Annotated in this window: 6 protein-coding genes; 1 reads left to right on the top strand and 5 read right to left on the bottom strand. The window is 70.6% G+C overall.

Going from position 1 to position 21,415, the window contains the following annotated elements; translation table 11 throughout:
• Nucleotides 1-123: 123 nt before the first annotated feature.
• Nucleotides 124-4,014, top strand: a complete 3,891-nt coding sequence (locus tag WMF20_RS17205; protein WP_437614970.1) for a serine/threonine-protein kinase — start codon at nucleotides 124-126, stop codon at nucleotides 4,012-4,014.
• A 124-nt stretch (nucleotides 4,015-4,138) separates the two neighbouring features.
• On the opposite strand, the gene WMF20_RS17200 is transcribed toward WMF20_RS17205, so the two are convergent.
• The 5 genes from WMF20_RS17200 to WMF20_RS17180 form a co-directional block, all read right to left on the bottom strand.
• On the bottom strand, nucleotides 4,139-5,758 hold the full coding sequence (locus tag WMF20_RS17200) for a protein kinase domain-containing protein (RefSeq protein WP_437614968.1): 1,620 nt from the start codon (nucleotides 5,756-5,758) through the stop codon (nucleotides 4,139-4,141).
• Nucleotides 5,759-5,955: 197 nt separating this feature from the next.
• Entirely contained in the window at nucleotides 5,956-17,472 is an 11,517-nt protein-coding gene (locus tag WMF20_RS17195; RefSeq protein WP_437614966.1) for a tetratricopeptide repeat protein, read from the bottom strand.
• 71 nt (nucleotides 17,473-17,543) lie between these two features.
• Nucleotides 17,544-18,452 carry a tetratricopeptide repeat protein gene (locus WMF20_RS17190; protein WP_437614964.1) on the bottom strand — a complete coding sequence of 303 codons (909 nt, stop codon included), beginning with the start codon at nucleotides 18,450-18,452 and terminating at the stop codon, nucleotides 17,544-17,546.
• 552 nt (nucleotides 18,453-19,004) lie between these two features.
• Entirely contained in the window at nucleotides 19,005-21,047 is a 2,043-nt protein-coding gene (locus tag WMF20_RS17185) for an AgmX/PglI C-terminal domain-containing protein (protein ID WP_437614962.1), read from the bottom strand.
• 89 nt (nucleotides 21,048-21,136) lie between these two features.
• Nucleotides 21,137-21,415: a hypothetical protein gene (locus tag WMF20_RS17180; RefSeq protein WP_129575384.1), complete on the bottom strand. Its 279-nt coding sequence runs from the start codon at nucleotides 21,413-21,415 to the stop codon at nucleotides 21,137-21,139.

The raw sequence follows: 21,415 nt of genomic DNA, 5'->3' as shown, positions 1-21,415 counted from the left end.
TCCGTCGGAACACCGCAGACCCACGGAACACCGCAGACCCACCCGGCCCGGCGCCATGAGATCGCCTCTCCGCCGCGTCGGACCGCGCTCGGCGTCCAGCCCACCGATCACGTCGGCTAGCGCATGAGCTCCGCGCGCATCGAGCCCGCAAGGCCGCTCATCGCCGGCCGATTCCACATCGAGCGCGAGGTCGGCCGCGGCGGGATCGGCACCGTGCACCGCGCGTACGACGTGCAGACCGAGCGGTACGTCGCGCTAAAGATCATCACGGCGCTCGGCGTCGACGCCGAGGGCCAGGCCCGGCTCTCCCGCGAAGGGCAGATCCTCTCGGAGCTCGATCACCCCGGGATCGTGCGGGTCGTGGCGTTCGGGACGCTCGATTCGACCACGACGGACGCGGAGGGGCGGCGCATCGAGGAGGGGGCGACGTTCATCGCGATGGAGTGGCTCGACGGGGAGGACCTGGCGTCGCGCCAGCGGCGCTCCCCGCTGTCGCTGCGCGACGGGCTGGAGGTCGGGCGCCAGGTGGCGAGCGCGCTCGCGGCCGCGCACGACGCGGGCGTCGTCCACCGCGACATCAAGCCGTCGAACATCCTCCTCCTGCGCGGGCCGCCGGACGCCGGCATCCGGATCAAGCTCGTCGACTTCGGGGTGGCGGCGTCGAAGGAGGTCGTGCTCACGACCGACGCGGGCAGCCCCGTCGGCACGCCGGCGTACATCTCGCCGGAGCAGGCGCGCGGCGACGCCACGGTGGACGCGCGCAGCGACCTCTACTCGCTCGGCGCGACGCTGTTCGAGCTGGTCGCCGGCCGGCCGCCGCACATGGGGCCGACCTCGATCGCGACCCTCGTGCGCCTCGCGACCACGCCCGCGCCGCGGCTGTCGGAGTTCCTGCTCGACGTGGTCCCGGCGCTCGACGACCTGATCCACGCGCTCCTGCTCGCCGACCGGGAGCTCCGGCCGAGCTCGGCGCGCGAGGTGGCGGAGAAGCTCGCGGCGCTCGTCGCCGAGCCGCACCTGCCCACCCCCTCCCCGCTGCGCGTGAGCGACAACCCGCCGGGCGTGATGGGCACGCGGCTCGTGACCACGATCGTCGCGCTGCACGTGGCCACCGGCGAGGAGCGGCAGCGCGAGCTCGAGGCGCTGCGGCGCCGCGGGGCCGACGCGCTGCCGCTCGGCGCCGACTCGATCGTCGCCCACCTCGGCGTGCGGCAGGCCCACGGCGACGAGGCGTCGCGGGCGCTCGAGCTCGGGCTCGGGCTCGGCGACCGCGGGGGCCGCGTCGGCGTCGCCTCCGGCCGCATGCGCGTCGACCGGACGCGATCGGCCGGCGAGGTCGTCGACCGCGCGGTCGCGCTCGCGCGCGAGGCGGGCCTCGGCCGCGTCCTCGCGGACGCGACCACGGTGGAGCTGTCCCGCGGGCGCTTCCTGGGCGAGCCGCTGGAGAGCGGCGCCGTGCGGGTGCTCTCGCGCGCGCCGAAGCGGCCCGACGCGCAGACGCCCTTCGTCGGGCGGGACGCCGAGCTCATCACCACGGTCGCGGCGTTCGACCGCTGCGTCGAGGACCGGACGCCGGTCGTGGTGAGCATCTCGGGCCCGCCGGGCATCGGCAAGAGCCGGCTCGCGCGCGAGTTCGTCGCCCGCATCGCCGACCGGCCGGATCCGCCGCGGCTCGTCCAGCTGCGCTGCGAGTCGTTCGGCCGGGCGCAGGCGCTCGGCGTGGCCACCGACGCGCTGCGCGTCCTCACGGGCCTGCCGAAGGGCGCGTCGCTGGAGCAGGCCGACGAGGCGGTGCGCGCGCGGCGGCTGCTCCACGGCGACGGCGGGCTCCTCGCGCGCCTCCTCGCGAACCAGCCCTTCCCCGACGGCGTCGACCTGCGCGGCGCGCGCGACGCGCTGTACCTCTCGATGACCGACATCGCGGTCGGCGCCGCCTCGCTCGAGCCGTGCGCGCTGCTCGTCGAGGACGCGCAGTGGGCCGACCCGGAGAGCGTCGCGTGGCTCGATCACCTCCTCGGGCGGGCCACGGGCAGGGCGCTCTTCATCATGCTCATGGTGCGCCCGGCGTTCTGGCGCGACCAGGGCCAGCGCTTCACCGGCCGCGACCACGTGCGCGTCGAGCTGCGCCCCATCGCGCGCCGGGCCACGCGCGAGATCGCGCGGGCCGTCTTCAGCGCGGCCGCCGCCGCGCGGCCGTTCGACGACGCGACGCTCGACCGCGTGGCGCAGCAGGCGGCCGGCTCGCCGCTCTTCGCCGAGGAGCTCGCGCGGGTCATCGCCTCCGGCAAGGACGCGGCCACGGCGCCGACCATCGAGGCGGCCATCCAGGTGAGCCTCGACGCGCTCGACGAGCCCACGCGCGAGGCGGTGGTGCGCATGAGCGTCTTCGGCCTGTCCGTCTGGGACGTGGGCCTCGCCGAGGTCGGCGTGGCCGAGCCGGAGATCGCGCTGAAGAAGCTCATCGCCGCGGAGCTGCTCGTCGAGCAGCCCGCGTCGCGCTTCCCGGCCGCGCGCGAGTTCCTGTTCAAGCACGCGCTCGTCCGCGACGTCGCGTACGCCTCGGTCGGCGAGGAGCTCCGGAAGAAGCTGCACGCGGCGGCGGCGCGCTGGCTCGACCGGCTGGGCGAGGACAGCGCCACGGTGGCGCAGCACTTCGACCTCGGCGGCGAGCACGAGGAGGCCGCGATCCGCTGGGAGGCCGCCGCGCGGCGCGCCCTGGCGACGAACTCGCTCCGCGACGCGGTCACCATGGCCGATCGCGCGCTCGTGTTCGCGCCCGACAAGCCGACGGCCTTCGCGCGCGCGGTCCTCCTGGAGGAGGCGTACTCGCGGCTCGACGCGCGCTCGCCCGAGCGCGACTCGGCGATCCGGGCGATGTGGGAGAACGTCTACGACGAGGCGAGCGAGCTGCGCACGCTCACCGCGCGCGCCCGCTACGATCACGCGTGCGGCTCCGGGATGGATCTGGAGGAGCGCCTGACGGCGCTGCGCGACCGCGCCCGGGCGATCGATCTCGTCGAGGAGGAGGCGCAGTGCTCGGCCACGCTGGCGCAGGTCCACGCGTTCGCCGGGCAGCTCGCGAAGGCGGAGCAGGAGGCCGCGCACCTGCTCGATCTCGCGGCGCGGCGGGGCCTCGTCTGGGCGGCGGTCGACGCCTGGCAGACGCGCGCGGTCGCGCACCAGACGCGCGGCGAGCCCGCCGCGGCGCTGGAGGCGCGCCGGAACGCGGCGCGGGCGGCGCGCCGCGCGGGGCTGCAGGAGCGCGAGGCGATGCTGACGATGAACGTCGGCTTCGCGCTCACGACCATCGGCGCGCGGGACGAGGCGCTCCAGGAGATCGAGGCGGGCATCGCCCGGGCGCAGGCGATCGGCAGCTCCGGCGCGGCGCGGCACGGGCAGATGATCCTGCTCTGCTGGGCGGCGACGTTCGGCCCCGAGCCGCGGCTCGACGCCGCGCTCGCCGAGCCGCGCGCGAGCGCGGACGAGGCCGCGGGGAGCATGTGGGTCGTGCGCGACCGGGTGACGCTCGGCATCCTGTTCTACCGGGGCTGCGAGCTCCTGCGCGTCGAGTCGTCGGGCCTCGCGCGGGCGCGCTCGCTGCTGAAGAAGGCCACGGAGGCCTACCGCGTCACGGAGAACCGCGACGTCCTCCCCGTGGCGCTCGGGTTCTGCGCCGAGGCGGAGCGCCGCTTCGGCGACGCCGAGCAGGCCCGCGACATCGCGCGGGAGGCGGCGGCGCTCGTCGAGGCGGGCGCGCCGAGCCTGCTCAACGAGGCGCCCATCTACCTCGCGCTCCACGACGCGTGCGTGGACATGGGCGACCTCGTGGGCGCGCGGGACGCGATGGAGCGCGCGATGCCGCCGCTCCTGCGCCGGCTGAAGGGCCTGGAGGGGACGCCCTACGCGCGCTCGTTCCTGCTCAACCTGCCGCAGAACTCGGCGCTGCTCGCGGCCGCCGAGGCCTACGGCTGCGTGCCGCCGTCGCTCGAGGCGATGATGAGCAGCCGGCCCTAGGCCCGCGCGCGGCGCGCTTCCGGCGCGGCCGCGGGCCGAGACGGAGCCGGCGCGCGGCCGCGCCGCCCTCCGGGCCGCCCGCGCGCCCGCTCTCGCGGCTACGGCGAGCCCGCGGCCCTGCCCGTCACTTCCGCGGCGCGGTGCCGCCGCCCTGCTTGGGGGGCGCCGTCTGCACCGGGCGCAGGTTGATGGTCAGCACCTCGTCGCGCGTGAACACCACGAAGCGCGCCTCCGGGGTGTACCCGTCGGCCGCGACCCGGATGCGGTGTCCGGTGCCATCCCGGCTGAACCGCGCGAAGAACGGGTTGCTGGGGAGCTCCACGTCGTCGAGGTAGATCTTCGCGTCGAGCGGCGTGGCGATGATCCGGAGCTCGATGAGGTTGGCGACGGGCGGCGCCGGCGCGGGCTGGATCACCATGGGCGTGGTCGGGTCGACCGGAGTGGCCACCGGCTCCTGGTCCTCCTTCATCGGGAACTGCGAGACGACCGCCCACGTGCCGCCGATCAAGAGCGCGGACAGCAGCGTGACCCCCGCGCCCCAGAAGAGCGCCTTGCGCCCGCTCGGCTTTGTGTTGGCGACCATGATCGTGGGGATCGTCTGGCGGTTCGAGATGCTGTCCTCGCGCGAGCTGTCGTCGCCCAGCATCGGGTCCGCGACCGGCGCGGCGGAGAACTGCTGCGCCATCTGCGACACCGGCATGCGCTGGGACCACGGCACCGCGCCGCGCTCCTCGAGCACCGGGAGGATCTCGAACTCCTCCGCGCCCTCGCCCGAGGCCGCGTGGAGCCGCCCGAGCTGGTCGCTGATGGCGGAGCGCACCTCGGCCCGGCGGTTCGCGAACGTCTCGCCGATGAGGCGGCCGATCTCGGCCGACGACGGGCGCCGGCCCATCGTCGCGAGGTAGGCCTCGACGTCCTCGCGCATCTGCGCCGCCGTCGCGTAGCGGTCGTCGGGCGCCATCGCGAGGGCGCGCGAGCAGATCCGATCGAGCGCCTCGGGCGCCGCGGGCCACCGCTCGCGCAGCTGCGGGATCTCGCCGAACGTGAGCCGCTGGAGGATCTGCACGTCGGAGAGATCCCCCCAGAAGCGCTCGCCCACGACGAGCTCCCAGAAGATCAGGCCCATCGAGAAGACGTCCGCGCGGCGGTCGACCGTCGTCGCGAGGGCCTGCTCCGGCGCCATGTACCGGATCTTCCCCTTGACGACGCCCGTGCTCGTGTCCGCGTCGCGCGTCGCCCACTTCGCGATGCCGAAGTCGACGACCTTCGCCTGCCCGTCGTAGGTGACGAAGATGTTGTGCGGGCTGATGTCGCGGTGGACCACCTGGAGCGGCTGCCCGTTGAAGTCCATGAGGTCGTGCGCGTAGTGCAGCCCGGCGAGCGCGTCCGAGAGGATCGCCAGGTAGACCGCGCGGTGACGCGAGGGGTCGATCTTCCTGCAGATCCGATCGAGCGAGTGCCCCTCCAGGTACTCCATCACGATGTAGTACTGGTCGTCGATCTGGCCGCACTCGTACGTCTGCACGACGTTCGGGTGGTTCAGCCGCGCGGCGAGCCTCGCTTCGTCGAGGAACATCGCGTTGACTTCGGGCTCGGTGGCGATCCCCGGCTTGAGCCGCTTGATCACGACCAGCTTCTCGAAGCCGAGCGGGCCGCGATGGGCAGCGAGGAAGACCTCGGCCATCCCACCCTGCCCCAGCTTTGCGATCAGCCTGTATCTCCCGAAGCCTCTCGCGGACTGCACGGGGAGCCGGACGATCATCGATGACGAGGTCACAGCACCCGATCGTTCGTAAGGATTGCTGACTCGTCAAGCAGACTCATGGAGATGTGCCTCCCGAGGGCGCAGATCGATCCGAGGCCGGGAGCGAGCTGCCCCCGGCCTCGGATATCCTCATTTCGATGTAGATTCAGCTACTTAGGGCCCACCGATGCGCGCGTTCACCCCTCGCCGATGGCGATGCCGAGCGCCTGACGCAGCGCAAAATACTGATCGCTTGTCGAGAAGACGATCAGCTCCTTGAGCTTGTCCTGGGGCGGCAGATCCCCGGGCTGCTGCGGCTCGGCGGCGATGATCTTCTTCGCGATCTCGAGATCGCCCGACAGGAGCAGGCCGGTGCGCGCCGCGGTGATGTCGACGCACTGGACCCACCGCTTGATGTTCGCCTTCGCGCCCTCCGCGAGGAACTTCTTGACCACCATGCGGAGCCCCTCGAGCTGCATCGGCTGCATGAAGCCGCGGAGCGTCTGCGCGGTGGCCATGATCTGCTTCTCGATGTCCTGCGGCACCGGCGTGTCGGGCGCGACCAGCTTGATCCCGGCGAACAGGAGCACCGTCAGCTCGGTGACCGTCGGGAACAGCGTCTTGATGTAGTGCTCGCCGCGGTACATCGCGAGGTGCTTGCCGACGATGAACGTGAGCTCCTGCGGCGAGAACCCGGTGAGGACGGTCTGCCCCGCGACGGACGCCGGCTGCTCGTTCGCCACCGCGACGAGCGCGCCGGGCACGTCGCTCCGCACGTAGAGCCGCGGCGCCGGGAGCCCGAGGACGTTGGCCGCCCACCCGAAGGTCCGGGCGAACGTCACCGTCGAGGTCGCCGGATCCTGCAGGAACCGCGGATCGAGCACCGGGAGCTCCTTCCTCTGCTTCAGCGTCTCGATCTTCGCCCTGAGCGCGGCCCCCGCGATCATCTCGAAGATCTTGCCGACGTAGAGGTTCTCCTCCTCGTGGAACAGGTTCCTGATCCACTGCTCGTTGTCGAGCCGGCTCTTCGCCGGGATCAGCCCCTGCGGGCGGTAGTCCTCGAAGTACTGCTGCTCGTCCGGATCGGCCTTGCGCAGGAACGCGAGCGCCGCCGCGACGCACCAGGCCTGGTCGTAGCGCTTGCCGTCGACGTACAGGCGGTAGAGCCGCTTGTACGGGTCGATCTTCATCGGATCGATCTTGACCATCGCCTGGAACTCGCTGGTCGCCAGATCGAACTGCTCCGACTGCTCGTAGAGCTCCGCCAGGATCAGGTGCTCCGTCGCGTCCTCGGGCTTGAGCCGCGAGGCCATGCGGAACGTCTCGACCGCGGCCGTCCGGTCGCCGAGCCGGTCGCGGTAGATGAGCCCGAGCGCGTGCCAGAGGTTGTACTCGAGGTCCGTGTTCCCCTTGCCGGCGACCCGGTGCAGCATCTTGCGGTACGCCCGCTCGAGCTGCTTCCACTCCTTCTGCGCCGTGAGGATCTTGTTGATGCGCTCGAAGGCCTCGAGGGAGTGCGGGTTCAGGTCCAGCGTCTCGTTGAACAGCTCCACCGCGCGCGCCGGATCCTCCAGCTTGTCGCGGTAGATCTGCGCCATCGTGTAGAGGTAGCGGCTCTTGCGATCCGGCTGCGGCTCGAGGTCCGCGATCCGCTGGAGGCAGTCCACCATCCGCTCCCACTGCCCCGTGCGCTGGTAGAGCTGGAGCAGCTTGTGGAGCAGGACGTGGTTCTGCGGCTCGAGATCGAGCGCCTCCTCCAGGGCCTCCACGCCCTTCGGGATGTTGTTCTCCTTCTCGACCCAGATGTCGCCGATCTCGTTCAACATCTTGAACCGCTCGGCGCCGTCCATGATGTTGTCGAGGATCAGCCGCTTGTAGTGGCAGACCTGCTTGTAGTCCTTGAGCGCGTCGTAGACCGAGACCATCGCCTCGAGCGTGGGCCGGTGCGACGGGTCGGCCCCGAGCGCCTTCTCGAAGTTATTGACCGCCTGCTTCGACTGCCCCTGCGCCTGCTTGATGCAGCCGAGCTTGTAGTAGACGGTGGCGCGCTCCTCGGTCTCGGCCTCGTCGAGGCTGGTGAGCACCTTCTGGTAGTTCGTCAGCGCGCTCGCCCAGTCGTTCAGCTTGAAGCTCACGTCGGCGAGGCCCCGGATCGTCTCCTGGTCGGTGAGATCGAGGTTGTGCGCCGCCGTGTACGCCTTGAGCGACGCCTCGTCCTTGCCGAGCCGCTCGAGGACCTTGCCGAACGTCCGCTGCAGCCGGTGCTGCTCTGAACGGTCGCGCTTGCCGCTCTTCCTGACGAGCATCTCCGCGAGCGGCTCGGCCTGGGCCCACCGCTCCGTGGAGACGTACTCGTTGAGGAGCGGCATCGCGGCGTCCTCGTTGTCGGGGTCGCTCTGGAGCGCCATCTCGTACGCCTGCACGGCGAGCGCGTGCTCGCCGAGCATGTCGTCGCGGAGCTTGCCGAGCTCGACGAGCAGCCGCGCCTTGGCGCGGGGCGCGTCGGTGTTCATCTGCTCCTGCTCGAGGTAGCGCGCCGCCCGATCCCAGTCGGCCGCGTCGATCGCGATCACCCGCAGCGCCGCCAAGCTCGGCACGTGGGAGGGGTCGAGATCGAGCGCCATCTCGAAGCGCTCCTGGGCCAGCCCGCGCTCGCCGAGCTTCTCGTCGAGCTGCCGGCCGATCCGGTAGTACATGTCGACGCGCTGCTTGCCGTCCACGGTCAGGTCCGCGACGCGCGTCATGTACTCGATGGCCTTCGCCGAGTTGTCCTGCTTCTCGTAGAGCTTCGCCAGCGCCTCCAGGGACGGGATGTGCGTGTCCTGGATGTCGACGATGTTCAGGTAGGCGTCGATCGCGCGGTCGAGGTCCTCGATCTCCTCGGCGTAGACCTTCGCCGTCTGGGACCAGAGCTCGATCTTCTTCTGGCGATCCTCGGCGGCGTTGATGTGGCGGTCGTACGTATTGATGAGGTCGTGCCACTGCCGGAGCCGGCGGTAGCAGCGCTCCAGGGCCTCGAGCGCGGGCTCGTGCGACGGGTCGATCTCGACCACCTGCTCGAGCCGCGCGGCCGAGAGATCGGGCTTCAGGAACTGCTCCTCCTGGAGGTTCGCGATCTTCATCAGCACGTCGATGCGCTCGCGCTCCGTGGTGACCACGTCGAGCTGCATCTCGAGGACGCGCACGAGATCCGGCCACTGGTGGGTGGTCGTGTACACGCGCTCGAGCCCCCGCATCGCGAGCAGGTTCGAAGCGTCGATGTCCAGCACCTCGCGGTAGACCGCGCCGGCCTTCTCGATGAGGCCGAGCTTGGTCTCGTAGAGGCCGGCGGTGCGCAGCTTCACGCTCGCGACGACATCGGGCTCGCTGACGGCCTTCGCCTTGCGGAGCAGGACGTCGACGAGGTCGTTCGACTGGTCGCGATCCGTGTAGATGCGCTCCAGCGCCTCGAGGGCGTGGAGGTGCAGCGGATCGACGTCGAGGGCGCGCCGGTAGAAGCTGAGCCCCTGCTCGACCTCGCCCATGTGCTTCTCGAGCACCTCGCCGAGCTCGGTCAGGATCTCCTTCCGGTCGACGTCGATCACCGCGACGTTGAGGGCGTTCGTCAGCATCTCGCCCTGCCGCTGCCACTGGCCGGTCTTCTTGAAGAAGTTCGCCATCTGGCGCAGCACCGCCACGTTGTTCGGGTCGTACGCGTAGATCTGCTGGTAGTACGGCTGCGCGTACTCGGGGTGACCGAGGTCCTCCGAGTACCACTTGGCCAGGCGCAGGCAGAGCGTGATCTTCTGGACCGGGGCCGTCTCCTGCTGGAGCCACCCGTTCACCGTCTGCACGAGCTCGGGCCAGCGGTTCGTCGCCTGCGCCATGCGCTCGAGGTACCGGACCGTCTCCATGTCGGAGTAGTCCATCTCGAACGCCGTGAGCAGCGCGTCGAAGGCCTGGGGCTTGTCCTCGAGCTGCTCCTCGAAGACGCGCGCCACCTTGCGGAGGATGTCGGTCTTCTCGTGCACCTCCTCGCGCGACTCGAGCCGCGCGAGGTAGAGCTCGATGAGCGGCTCGCTGCGCCGGGCCGCGTCGTGGAGCTCCTCGAGCGCCGCGAAGGCCTGGTCGTGCGTCGGGTCGAGCTCCAGGACCTTCTCGTACGCGAGCGTGCCCCGGTCCTTCTCCTCGACCTGGTGCTCCCAGATCTGCGCCACCTCGAGGTACTCGCGCACCTTGTCGGCCGGCGACTCGTAGGCCGCCGCCCGGCCCATCTTCACGTCGATGACCTCGACCCAGCGCCCCTCGGCGCGGAGCAGGTTCTCCAGGGCGGCCATCGCCTCGAAGTCCTTCGGGTCGACCTCGAGCAGCTTCCGCCAGGCGTCGATCGCGTCGTACGCCTGCCCGAGGACGTGCTGGTAGGTCGTCCCGAGCTCGCGGTAGAGCGCGATCACGTTCTCGGCCGGCAGCACGTCGCGCGCCCGATCCACCGTCTGGTGGAGCGCGCTCACGATCTGCTCGGGCTCGTTGCGGAGCCGCCAGATCGCCGCGATGGCGTAGAGCGCCTCGAGGTTCGCGTAGTCGATGTCGAGCACGCGCTGGTAGTCGTCGAGCGCCGAGTCGTCGCGGCCGAGCTGCTCGTGGAACAGCTTGGCGCGGCGGAGCAGCACCGCGACGCGCGACTCGTCGTCGATCGCGATGTCGTAGTGCCGCTCGAGGACGTCGCAGAGCTCGGCCCACTGCCCGACCCGCTCGTACAGGTTGGACAGCGCCCCGAGCGCCTCCGGATCCTCGCCGCGGAGGTCGAGGACGCGCTTCCACGTCTCGACCGCGCCCTGGACGTCGTTCAGCCGATCGGCGAGCAGGTGCGCCATCTTGGCGCGGATGTCCGCCTCCTGGCTGTCGCCCATCGCGTTCTCGAGCTCCCGCTCCAGCACGACCTTGAGCTGGGTCCAGGCGCCCTTGGTCGTGTAGATGCGCTCGAGGGCGCTGATCGCCTGCTCGTTCGTCGTCTCGAGCTCGTCGAAGATGCGCCGGAAGGCGCGGATGGCGTCGTCGAGCTGCCCGAGCCGCTCCTCGTACGTCTGGCCGAGCCGGAGGTACAGGTCGACGAGCTCCGGTCGATCCTCGGTGGCGCGCACCCGCTGCTCGAGCACGCTCGCGAGCTCCGGGAACTGCTCGAGCTGCGTGTAGATCCGGTCGAGGTTCGAGAGCGCCTCCGCCTCGAGCGGCTCGATGCCGAGCACGTACCGGTACGTCTCCTCCGCCTTGGCGACGTCGCTGAGGTCGGTCTCGAAGACGCGCGCGAGCCGCTTGCCGATGCTGGTCTGCACGTCCTTGTCGGCGTGGATGCCCAGCACGTCGGCGTACGCGTTCGCGAGCAGCTCCCAGCCGCCGTCGACCGAGCCGGCGAGCCGCTCGACCTCCTCGAGCGTCTTCTCGTCGCGCGGGTACTCCTTCAGCGCCCGGATGAAGACGGCGAGGGCCCCGTCCGGCGAGATGAGGCGCTCCTCCTGGAGCTCGCCCAGCCGGTAGTACATCGACAGCCGATCCGGCTCCTGGGTGAGGTGGGTGAGCTCCGCCTCGAGCACCCCGCCGAGCTTCTCCCACTCCGCCGCCGCCTGGTAGAGCGGCTCCAGGATCGCGCCGATCTCGATCTGCTTGATCCCGGCCGCGAAGAGCCCCTCGAGGGCCTCGAGCGTGGGCGAGTGCTCGGGGGCTGCGGTGAGCACCTCGCGGTACGCCGCGATGGCCGCCGGCAGGTCGTTGAGCCGCGTCTGGTACACCACGCCGAGCCGGTACTTGAACTCGAGGATCTCGTCCGGAGACTGCGCGATCTCCGACTCGCGCGAGAGGATCGTGACGAGGTCGCTCCACCGCTCGGTCGCCGTGAACAGACGGTCGAGCGAGGCGATCGCGGTCTGGTTCTCCGGCTCGACCTCGAGCACGCGCCGGTAGCGCGCGACGGCGCTGTCGATGTCATCGAGCTGCGTCTCGAAGATCTGCGCGAGCCGCAGCCCGAGCTCGACGAAGCGCCCCGGCTCCTCGCCGAGCCGGCCGAGCTCCGTGTCGTAGAGCGCGGCGACCTGCGGCCAGCGGTTCACCATCATCGCGAGCCGCTCGAGGTTCGAGAGCGACTCCTCGTTGCCGATGTCGAACGTCACCGCCCGCGCGTACGTCTCGAAGGCGGTCACGTGGTCGCTCAGCATCTCCTCCGAGAGGCGCGCGATGCGGTGGAGCAGATCGACCTTCTCGTACGGGTCCTCGGCCACCCGGACCCGGACCTCGAGCACGCTGATCAGCTTCTGCCACTCGCCGGACGCGTCGTAGATCGGCTCGAGGACCAGCGCGGCGCCGAGCGGATCGCGGGTGCCGTCCTTGATCTGCTCGAGCGCGCGGAGCGTCGGCTCGTGATCGGGCATCTGCTGGAGCAGATCGCGGTAGAGCTCGATGGCCCTCGACACGTCGTCGAGGTGCTTCTCGTAGAGCTCCGCGATCCGGTACTGGTAGCTGATGCCCTCGGCCGGATCGGCGGTGATCTCCGCCTCGTGCTGGAGCACGCTGAGCAGCTCGAGCCAGTTCTCCGAGGTCTGGTAGAGGACGTCGAGCCGCCCGAGCGCCTGCAGGTCGTCCGGATCGATCTCGAGCACCCGCTGGTACGTGTCGATCGCGCTCGCGACGTTGCCGAGCTCGCGCTCGTACACCGCGCCGATCTGGTAGTAGATGCGCTTCTTCTCGTTCGAGTCGAGGACGAGATCGGCCTTCTTCGCGTAGACCGAGAGCAGCTCCTGCCAGCGCGAGAGGCTGAGGTAGAGCTTGGTCAGCGCGTCGATCGCCCGGAGATCCTCGGCGTCGAGCTCGAGCACCTTGCCGTAGACCGCGATGGCCTGGTCGTGCCGCTCGAGCACCTCCTCCTCGATGCTCGCGGCCTGGAACAGGGCGAGCTTCTTCTCGCTCAGGTCGTCGAGGATGTCCGCCTTCTGCTGGAGGATCTGCGACAGCTCGTTGTACCGCTCCGACGTCCGGAACAGCCGCTCGAGCGACTCGGCCGCGTGCAGGTTGCGCGGATCGATCTCGAGCACGCGCCGGTAGTGCCCGACGGCGCTGTCCATGTCGCCGAGGTCGCCCTCGTAGATGCGCGCGCTCATCGTGTAGAGCGTGCTCGCGAGCTCCGCGTCGGTCTGCTGCGCCGCCAATGTCTCGAACACGCGCGCCAGGTCGGCGAAGCGACCGGTCGCGCGCGCGAGCCGATCGAGCCCCTCCTGCGTCGACTCCGAGGCCGGATCCTGGCTCAGCGCCCGCGCGTAGGTGTCGAACGCCGAGTTGAGGTCGCCGCCGGCGTCCTCGTAGAGCACGGCGATCTGGTGGAGCAGCTCGACGCGGCGGGTCACGTCGTCGCTGCGGCGCACCTGCACCTCGTGCACCCCGATGAGCTTCTGGTAGTCGCCCGACTGGCGGTACAGCGGCTCGAGGATCTCCGCGATCGCGACCTCGTGCTCGGGGAGCTTCCCGAGGCGCTCGAGGGCCGCGAGCGCCTCGACGTTGGTCGGCTCGCGCTCCAGCACCTGCCGGTAGATGTCGATCGCCGAGTCGACGAGCCGCATCCGCGACTCCCGCAGCGCGGCGAGCCGGAGCATCAGCCGGATCTGCGCCTCCTCCTCGGCCGCGATGCTGAGCTGCGCCTCGAGGTTGTCGGCCAGCTCCTCCCACATGCCCTGGCGGCTGAAGAGCCCGTCGAGCGCCGTCAGCGCCACGAGGCTCGTGTCGTCGGTGGAGAGGACCTCGCGGTAGGCGGCGATCGCCTCCTCCGGTTGGCCGAGCCGCTGCTCGTAGACCTCGGCCATCTGCGCGTAAAGGCTCTCGCGCTCGGCGGGCTCGTGCACGAGCTCGATGCGGCGCCGGTAGACGCCGATGAGATCGCCCCAGCGCTCGGTGCGCCGGTAGAGCGCGTCCATCGCCTCCAGCGCCTCGGAGTCGGAGGGATCGATCGAGAGCACGCGGAGGTAGCCGTTCGCCGCGTCCTCGACCTTGCCGAGCCGCTCGTGGATGCTCGCGAGCCGCATCCAGTACTCGCGGCTCAGCCGGGCGTCGCTCAGCGAGTCGGCGATCTCGCTGAAGATGACGTCGAGCCGGTCCCAGGCGCCCGCCTGCGCGGCGAGCGACTCGAGCTCCGCCCGCGTCTCGGCGTGCGACGGGTCGTCCTTGAGCGCCCGAGACTGCGCGTCGAACGCGCGGTTCAAGTCGCTCAGGCTATCGGCGGCCGTCCGCGCCACCTTCCGGAGCAGCGAGACGCGCGTCGCCGTGTCGCCCTCGGCCGCGGCGAGGATCTCGAGCGCCTGGATCAGCTTCTCCCAGTCGCCGCGCCCCTCGTAGATCTCCTGCAGGATGGCCGCCGCCTCGGCGCGCAGCGACTCGTTCGAGAGCAGCGCCTCGAGCGCGAGGCGCGCCGCGTCGTTGCCCGGATCGAGGATCAGGATTTCCTTGTAGTTCTCGAGCGCTCCGGCCGCATCGTTCAAGTGCTTCTCGAGGGTGCTCCCGAGCCGGAACTTGAGGTCGATGAGCGCCTGCTCGTCGAGCGGGGAGTCGATCCGCTTGCGGAGCACGTCGACGTAGGACTCCCAGTCCTGCTGCTCGCGGTAGAGCTTGTCGAGCGCCGCGAGCGCCTGCGGGTCCGTCGGCTCGTCGTCGAGCACCTGGCGGTACGTCGCGATCGCCCGCACCGGGTCGCGCAGCTCGCCCTCGTAGAGCTCGGCGATCGCGTAGAGGATCTGCTTGCGCTCCTCGGGCTCGGTGATGATGCCGAGCTTCTTCTCGTAGATGCCGAGCAGCTCGCCGAAGCGGCCCGTCTCGCGGTAGAGCCGCTCCAGCGCGCTGATCGCGGCCTGGTTCTCGCCGTCCGCCTCGTACACGGCGCGGAACTGCGAGAGCGCCTCGTCGATGCGCTTCACCTCGTCGAGCAGCACGCGCCCGAGCCGGAGCCGGAGATCGACCCCGAGCGCGATGTCCCCCTCGCTCTCGGCGCGGGAGATCGCCGTCGAGTAGGCGTCGATGAGCGCGTCCCACCCCTCGGTGGAGCGCGCGGCCCGCTCGACGTCGTCGATGCACTGCTCGTCCTGCGGGGCGATCTGGAAGGCCGAGAGGTAGCGCTCGAACGCCTTCTGCGGCTCCTTGAGCCGCGTCTCGTAGAGCGCCGCGACCTGCCGGTAGAGGTCGAGCCGGGACGCGTCGTCCTGGTCGTGCGAGAGCTTCACCTCGATCGCGCCGGCGAGCCCCTTCGGGTTGTTCGCCTGCGTGTAGATCGGGATCAGCGCCTCGGCCGCGGCGAGGTGCGCGCCGTCGATCGAGAGCACCTTCTCGTAGGCGCGCGCCGCGCGATCCGCCTTCTGCTTCTGGTTCATCCAGAGCTCGGCGATCTTGAGCAGCAGGCTGATCTTGGCCGCGTCGTCGGTCTCCTTCGCCTCCTGCGACTCGAGGACGCGGATGAACTCGTCCCACTTGCCGCTCTCGGCGTAGAACACCTCGAGATCGTCCCAGCGCTGGAGCTGGAGGTACGCCTTCTTGAGCGCCTCCTGCGCCTTGCGGTCCTGGGGGTTCAGCGCGATCACCTCTTGCCAGGCCTTGACCGCGGCCTCGTCGTCCTTGAGGCGCTCGCCGTAGAGCTGCGCGAGCTTGCTGAGGAGCGCGAGCTTCTGGGTGCTGTCGAAGGTCGTGTCGACCTGCTTCTGCAGCACCCGCGCGAACGCCTGGTAGTCCTTGTTCTTCTCGTAGAGCCCCGCCAGCGCGTTCAGCGCCTCCGGGTTCTCCGGATCGTTCGCGAGGACCTCGTCCCAGAGCTCGATGCAGAAGTCGACCTTCTTCACCCGCTCGGACGCGAGCTTCGCGATCTCCAGGTACTTGGCGGCGCGCTCGCCGCCCTCCGGGAGCGCGGCGGCCTCGCGGCGGAGCAGCCCGATGAGCTTCTCCCAGTCGCGCCGCTTCTCGTAGCTCTGGCGGAGGAAGTCGATCGCCTGCGGGTGCTCGCCGTCGATCGCGAGGATCGCCTCGTAGCACTTCACCGCCTCGGCCGCGTTCGAGAACTTGCCCGAGTAGAGCTCCGCCGCCTTCGCGTAGTTCTCGATCTTCTCGGCGGGATCGGAGACCGCCTCGGCGATCTCGATCAGCGTCTTGACGTACTCGTTGTACCGCTTGGCCTGCTCCTGCTTCTGGGCCTTCGCCTTGAGCTCCTCGACGCGGCCCGCGATCTCGGCGGCCGGGGGCGGCGGCGCGGTCGGCCGCCGGCCGATCTCCGAATCGGCGGGCCGGCTCTCGGCGGGGGCGCGCGGCGGCGGCGCCGGCTCGATGTCGGCGACCGAGGACCTCGCGTTGACCTCGTCAGCCGGGACGTCCGCGGGCGTGCTCGCCCTGCCGCTCACCGGCGCCGGCGCGCTGACCGGGGCCGGCGTGCTGACCGGCGCGCGCGCGCTCACGGGCGCCTGTGCGCTGACAGGCGCCTGTGCGCTGACGGGCGCAGGCGCGCTCGTGGGGAGCGGCGTGGCGTCCGCGGCCGCGACGGGCGCGGCCGGCGCGACGGCGACCGGCGCGGGCGCCACGACCGGCGCAGGCGCCGCGGCCGGCGCGGGCGCCGCGGCCGTGAGGCGCTCGCCGATCTGCGCTTCGAACGCGCTGACGCTCGGGTGCGTCGGCGCGACCGCCGAGAGCCGCTCGAACCAGCTCCTCGCCCGGATGAGGTTGCCGAGCTGCCGCCAGGCGATGCCGCCCGCCTGCGCGATCATGAACGGCGAGCTGCCGTTCTGGTTCGCGGCGCTCTCCGCCAGCGCGGCGACGCGCTCCCAGTTGCCTTCCTTCGTCCCCCAGAGCTCGCGCAGGTAGGCGAACGCCGCCTCGTTCGAGGGGTCGTACCGGAGCGATTCCTCCAGGAGCTTCGAGCCGATCTCGACGTTCTGGTGCCGCGTGGCCCAGCGGACGCCGAACTTGAACGCCGCCTCGCCGCGCGCCACGCCGGTGCGCGCGTCGAGGATGCGGCGCTGCGTCTCCACGATCGCCTGCGGCCGCTCCTCCTCGGCGAGCAGCCCCTCGAACATCGCCGCGGCCTGCTTGTCGGAAGGCGCCGTCTCGTACGCCCGCCGGAGCAGGCCCTCGAGCTGGTCGCGATCGAAGCGCTTGGCCAGGCGCGCCGCGCGGAGCAGGAGCCGCTTGCGCTCGCTCGTGGTCGCGGCCGCGTCGGCCGCCTCGACCAGCTCCGCCATGTGCGCCGCCCACGACGACTGATCGACCTGCATGTCGCCGAGGCAGGCCCGCGCTTCCTCGCTGGTCCCGCCCGAGGCGCCGAGCGCGCGCGCGTACGTCGCCGTCGCGCGCTCGAAATCGCCCGCGTCGCAGAGCACGTCGCCGAGCTCCACGAGGAGCTCGGCGGCCGCGGTCCCCTCCGGCGAGTTCCTCAGCTCGAGCTCGAGGAGCTTCAGGACCATGTTGGTCTTGCCGAGGTCCCAGTAAATCGAACGAGCCGACTCCAGCGCTTCGAGCAGCGCTGGATTCAGCTTGTAGGCGTCCTGGAAGTGCTTCAGCGCCTTGACGGCCTGAAGGAACTTCTCCTCGAGCAGCCGCCCGAGCTTCAGGTGATATGCCGCCTTCCGGGTCGCGTCCCCTTCGGCCGCAATCCCCTTCTCGAGCTCCTCGACGAGCCCTTGCCAGTCATGAACCGACTCGAGATGATTGAGACGCTGCGCAAGATCCATTGATTATCGACCCTCGGCCCCGACCTTCGAACGGATTGAAACGCCTTACGTGCCCCGCGCCGCGAGCGGCGTCACGTGCCACCGAGCCGCGCGACGAGCGTGTTCGCCGTCTCGCACTCGGTCTTGAAGCTCGCCGCCTTCGATCCCTTGCAGGCGCGCGTTGTGAACCCCTTGAGCATCTGGATCGCCTCCTGCTTGCGCGGCGGATCCAGGGTCGCGTACGTGCTCCCGAGACTCCAGAGGATCTGTACGGCCTCGGGGCCGTCCTGCGGCGCGGCCGCCTTCGCGGCCTCGAGCTCGGTCACCATCTCCGCGGTGGAGCCGCGCTCCTGGTAGACCGACGCGAGCAGGCTGTGGACGCCGAAGAGGTACTTGTCCCCGGGCTTCGCGAACGACTTCGCCTCCTTGAGCACCTGCTCGGCCTCCTTCGCGTAGCCGAGGCGGATGTAGAGATCGGCGAGCGCCGCGTAGTACCGGATCTCGCTCGGGTTGTGCTCGATCGCCTTGGTGAGGTTCTCGAGCGCCTTCTGCTCGTCGTCCGTCCAGAGGTAAACGTTCCCGAGCTGCGAGTAGCAGTCCGCGAAGTTGGGATCGTTCTCGATACACTTCTGGTAGGGCTCTTTGGCCTCTTCGTAGGAGATCGTCTTCTTCTTCGCCTGCTGCTCGAGCGCCCAGCCCCGCTCGAACCAGTAGTTGGCGAACTTCGGCGCGATCTGCGTGGCGCGGGCCAGCGTCGATGCGACCTTGTCCCACTCGTCCCGCTTCTTGTACGCCATCGCCAGCTTGAAGAAGATGCGGTGGTTCGTGGGGTCGAGCTTGGTCGCCTGCTCGTACTTGTTGGCCGCGCCCTCGGGGTTGACGGCGACCTCCTTGTCGGCCTGATTCGCCAGGATGACGGCCTCCTGCCGATGCCGGGAGCAGCCCATCCCCGCCGCGCTCGACGCGACCAGCCCAACCATCAAGAATGCTCCAAGCTTCATCTGCTCACCTTTCGAATGGGATCGGCTCTGCCAGCGTCGAAGTGTCCGCGGGCGTCGCGTCGCCCCTCTCCAACAGTCCTCGGAGCCGGCTGCGCCGCTCCGTCCAACAGTCCCCGGAGCCGGCTGCGCCGCTCCTTCAGCAATCCGGAGACGGGCTGCGCCGCTCCGTGTGGCACCGTCACAAGCTTCCTGAGGTGGCGCGCGTTCAACCTCGCGCGGCGTCGCGAGAATAGGCGGAGCGAACCGCGGAAGTCCAGGGCTTCAGACCCGCCCTTGCGCCGGTCGGCAGCGCCTTCCGGCGGGCCCCCGCCCCCCCTCCCCTGCGACGACGCACGGCGACCTGGTGGGCGTCCACGCGACGCCGCACGGCGACCTGGCGCGCCCCCCCGCGATCACGGCGCGGCGACCTGATGCGCCCCCGTGCGATCGCGGCGCGGCGGCCGCCGGAGACGCCGCGCGGCGCCCGGCGCCTGCTGCGTCCGGTCCGGGAAATGGCGAACGCCCCGCACGGTGCGTGCGGGGCGTTCGAGCGAGCCGACCAGCGAGGCGGGCTCAGCCGCCGGGGCTGAGCATGATCGGGTAGACGACGGTGACGATACCGCCCTCGGGCTGCGGGAACGACAGGCCGTAGAACGCCCGCACCACGCAGGAGACCACGCCGTTGTCCGGCAGATCCGAGCCGCCGTTACCGACGTTCGAGACCGCGCCGTCGCGCCCGATGACGAAGCGCACCGCAACGCGGCCCTGCAGGTTCGGGTTGTTCCTGAGCCCGTTCTCGTAGCAAAGCCGGAATCGACCGAAGTTCTGGCGAACGATACGCTGGATGACCTCGGGCGGCAGGCGGCCGCTCACGCTCGTCGCACCCATGCGCACCTGCGGCGGCTTGGTGCGATGCGACCCGCCGAGGCGGCCGTGGCCGGAGCCAAAGCCCTGACCGGTGCCGGTGCCGGCGCCGTGGCCAATGGTCCCGATCGAGCCGAGGCCGATACCCTCGCCGCGCCCGCCGCCGCCCTCGCCGATACCGGAGAGGCCGAGGCCGCCCGCACCGAAGGAGTCGCCGATCTGATCACCCCACATGTTGCCGCGGGCGCTCAGCGGATCGTTGCCGAGCGAATCGTCGCGGCCCCACGGCGCGGTCGGGGCGTTCGGGTCGCCGCCGGCGCCGGCGTTCAGCAGACCGATCATGCCGAACTCGGCGGCGTCGCGCAGCGCGGCCTGGCGGGCGATGTGCGGATCCGGGTTGTCCGCAGGGCCCTGGACGCCGTAGCGGTTGCCGGTGGCCTTGGTGTTCGGGTTACCCATCGAACCCTCTTCACCCTTGGCGCGCGTACCGGTGCCGCCCTCCTTGTTGTCCGCGGCGTTCTCGGCGACCTGCTCGGTCTCCTTCTCCTCCATCTCCTTCTCGGCGGCCGCCGCGAGGTACTGCTGGATGAGGAACTGCTGGTCCGCGGAGATCCCGTCCTCGCCGGTGTCGCCGAGCGGCGGCATGAAGAAGGCCATCGCCGCGAGCAGCCCGAGGTGCACCGCCATGGAGAGGCCCGTGTACAGCAGGCTCTGCGTGTCCAGCTGGAAGTGGCCGGCCACGACCTTGCCCGCGTTCACGGCGGACACCTGGAAGACGATGCCGTCGAGCTCGACCTTCGCCTTGGCGCCGGACGGGAGCGCCATCTGGTAGGCGCCCGACAGCTCGGAGCACGGCTGCGCGCGGCCCTGGTCGATCGCCTGCTGCACCGTGATCTTCGGCGTGCCGGGGATCTCGATGGTGCCGGTGGCGCGGGGCAGGAGCACCACGGAGACCGAGCCCGAGCGGTCGGCGAGGACGATGGGCGCCCGCGTGGTGCCGAGCTTCTCCGAGGGGATGAAGTAGTCGCACTTGAAGTTTTTGCCCTCCTCCTCACCCACGTAGAAGGAGCGCGGCGGCGTGAGGTGCGCGACGTGAAGCACCGCGGCATCCCACAGAATCATGATCTCGACGGACGCCGCCGGGACCTCGACCTCCTCGCTCGGCACGTCCGGCCCGTTCTTCACGAGCGTGTACGTGTAGGAGCCCTCGGGCGCGTCCGGGGGCACCTCGTCGACCGCGGGCGCCGACTGCGCGAACGGGTTGTTGTAGGCAAACGGATCTGCCCCGCTCGCGGCGGTCGCGGCGAACGGGTTCGCGGGCGCGGCGGCGAACGGGTTCGCGGGCGGCGCGGCGGCGAACGGGTTCGCGGGCGGCGCGGCGGCGAACGGGTTCGCGGGGACCGGCTTCGCAGGGCCCGCTGCCGCGGCCACCGCCACCGGCTCGGCGCGCTCCAGCATGATCTTCGTGCCGCCGATCTGGAGCTGATCGCCGGGGCTGATCTTGCACTTGTTGACGCGCGCCCCGTTCACCATCGTCCCCGGCTCGTTGCCGAGATCGATGAGCGTGATGTCCTGCGGGGAGGCGACCTCGATGACCGCGTGCATGCGCGAGGCAAGCTCGTCATCGACACGCAGATGGCTCTTCGCGTCCTTGCCTACCTTGACGATATCCTGCGTGATCGTCTCCCGACGGACGAGCGCTTCGTTTTGGTAGAGCGCAAATGTGAGAGCGACCCTTTGCTTGCCTTCCATCTCCGCCAGCCTTCCCTATACGCCCCGCGGCGCACGCCCCCGGCTCCGGGGGATCCATCAATAGGGCAGGTGCCCACCTGCCCAGCACATCAGAGGTTCTCGACCGACTTGAGCATCTCCGGAACGAACGAGGTACGGGGCCGGATCAGCGTCGTCCGGACTGGGCCGGGCCGCACGCGGATGGTGGCGTCGTTGGGGCCGAATCCGCCCGCGTTCAGCGGATCGTCGGAGAACTCGTACCCGTAGCCCTCTTCCTTCTTCGCGCCGCCACCGCCGCCCTGAGCGGCCTGCGCGAACGCCGATGAGGCGACCACGCTCGTAAGAACGGCAGCGACGACTCCCGCACCCAATCGGGTCAACCCTCTCAT

Origin of the sequence: Sorangium sp. So ce834, from assembly GCF_051521425.1 — a bacterium.
Taxonomy (GTDB): Bacteria; Myxococcota_A; Polyangia; order Polyangiales; family Polyangiaceae; genus Sorangium; species Sorangium cellulosum_D.
The sequence above is the reverse complement of the archived record's forward strand: the minus strand, read 5'-3'. Positions and strand labels throughout refer to the sequence as shown.

Excerpts from the sequence above, each read along its gene's own strand:
- WMF20_RS17185 (WP_437614962.1), bottom strand. The coding sequence starts at position 21,047 with ATGGAAGGCAAGCAAAGGGTCGCTCTCACATTTGCGCTCTACCAAAAC.
- WMF20_RS17195 (WP_437614966.1), bottom strand. The coding sequence starts at position 17,472 with ATGGATCTTGCGCAGCGTCTCAATCATCTCGAGTCGGTTCATGACTGG.
- WMF20_RS17205 (WP_437614970.1), top strand. The coding sequence starts at position 124 with ATGAGCTCCGCGCGCATCGAGCCCGCAAGGCCGCTCATCGCCGGCCGA.
- WMF20_RS17190 (WP_437614964.1), bottom strand. The coding sequence starts at position 18,452 with ATGAAGCTTGGAGCATTCTTGATGGTTGGGCTGGTCGCGTCGAGCGCG.
- WMF20_RS17180 (WP_129575384.1), bottom strand. The coding sequence starts at position 21,415 with ATGAGAGGGTTGACCCGATTGGGTGCGGGAGTCGTCGCTGCCGTTCTT.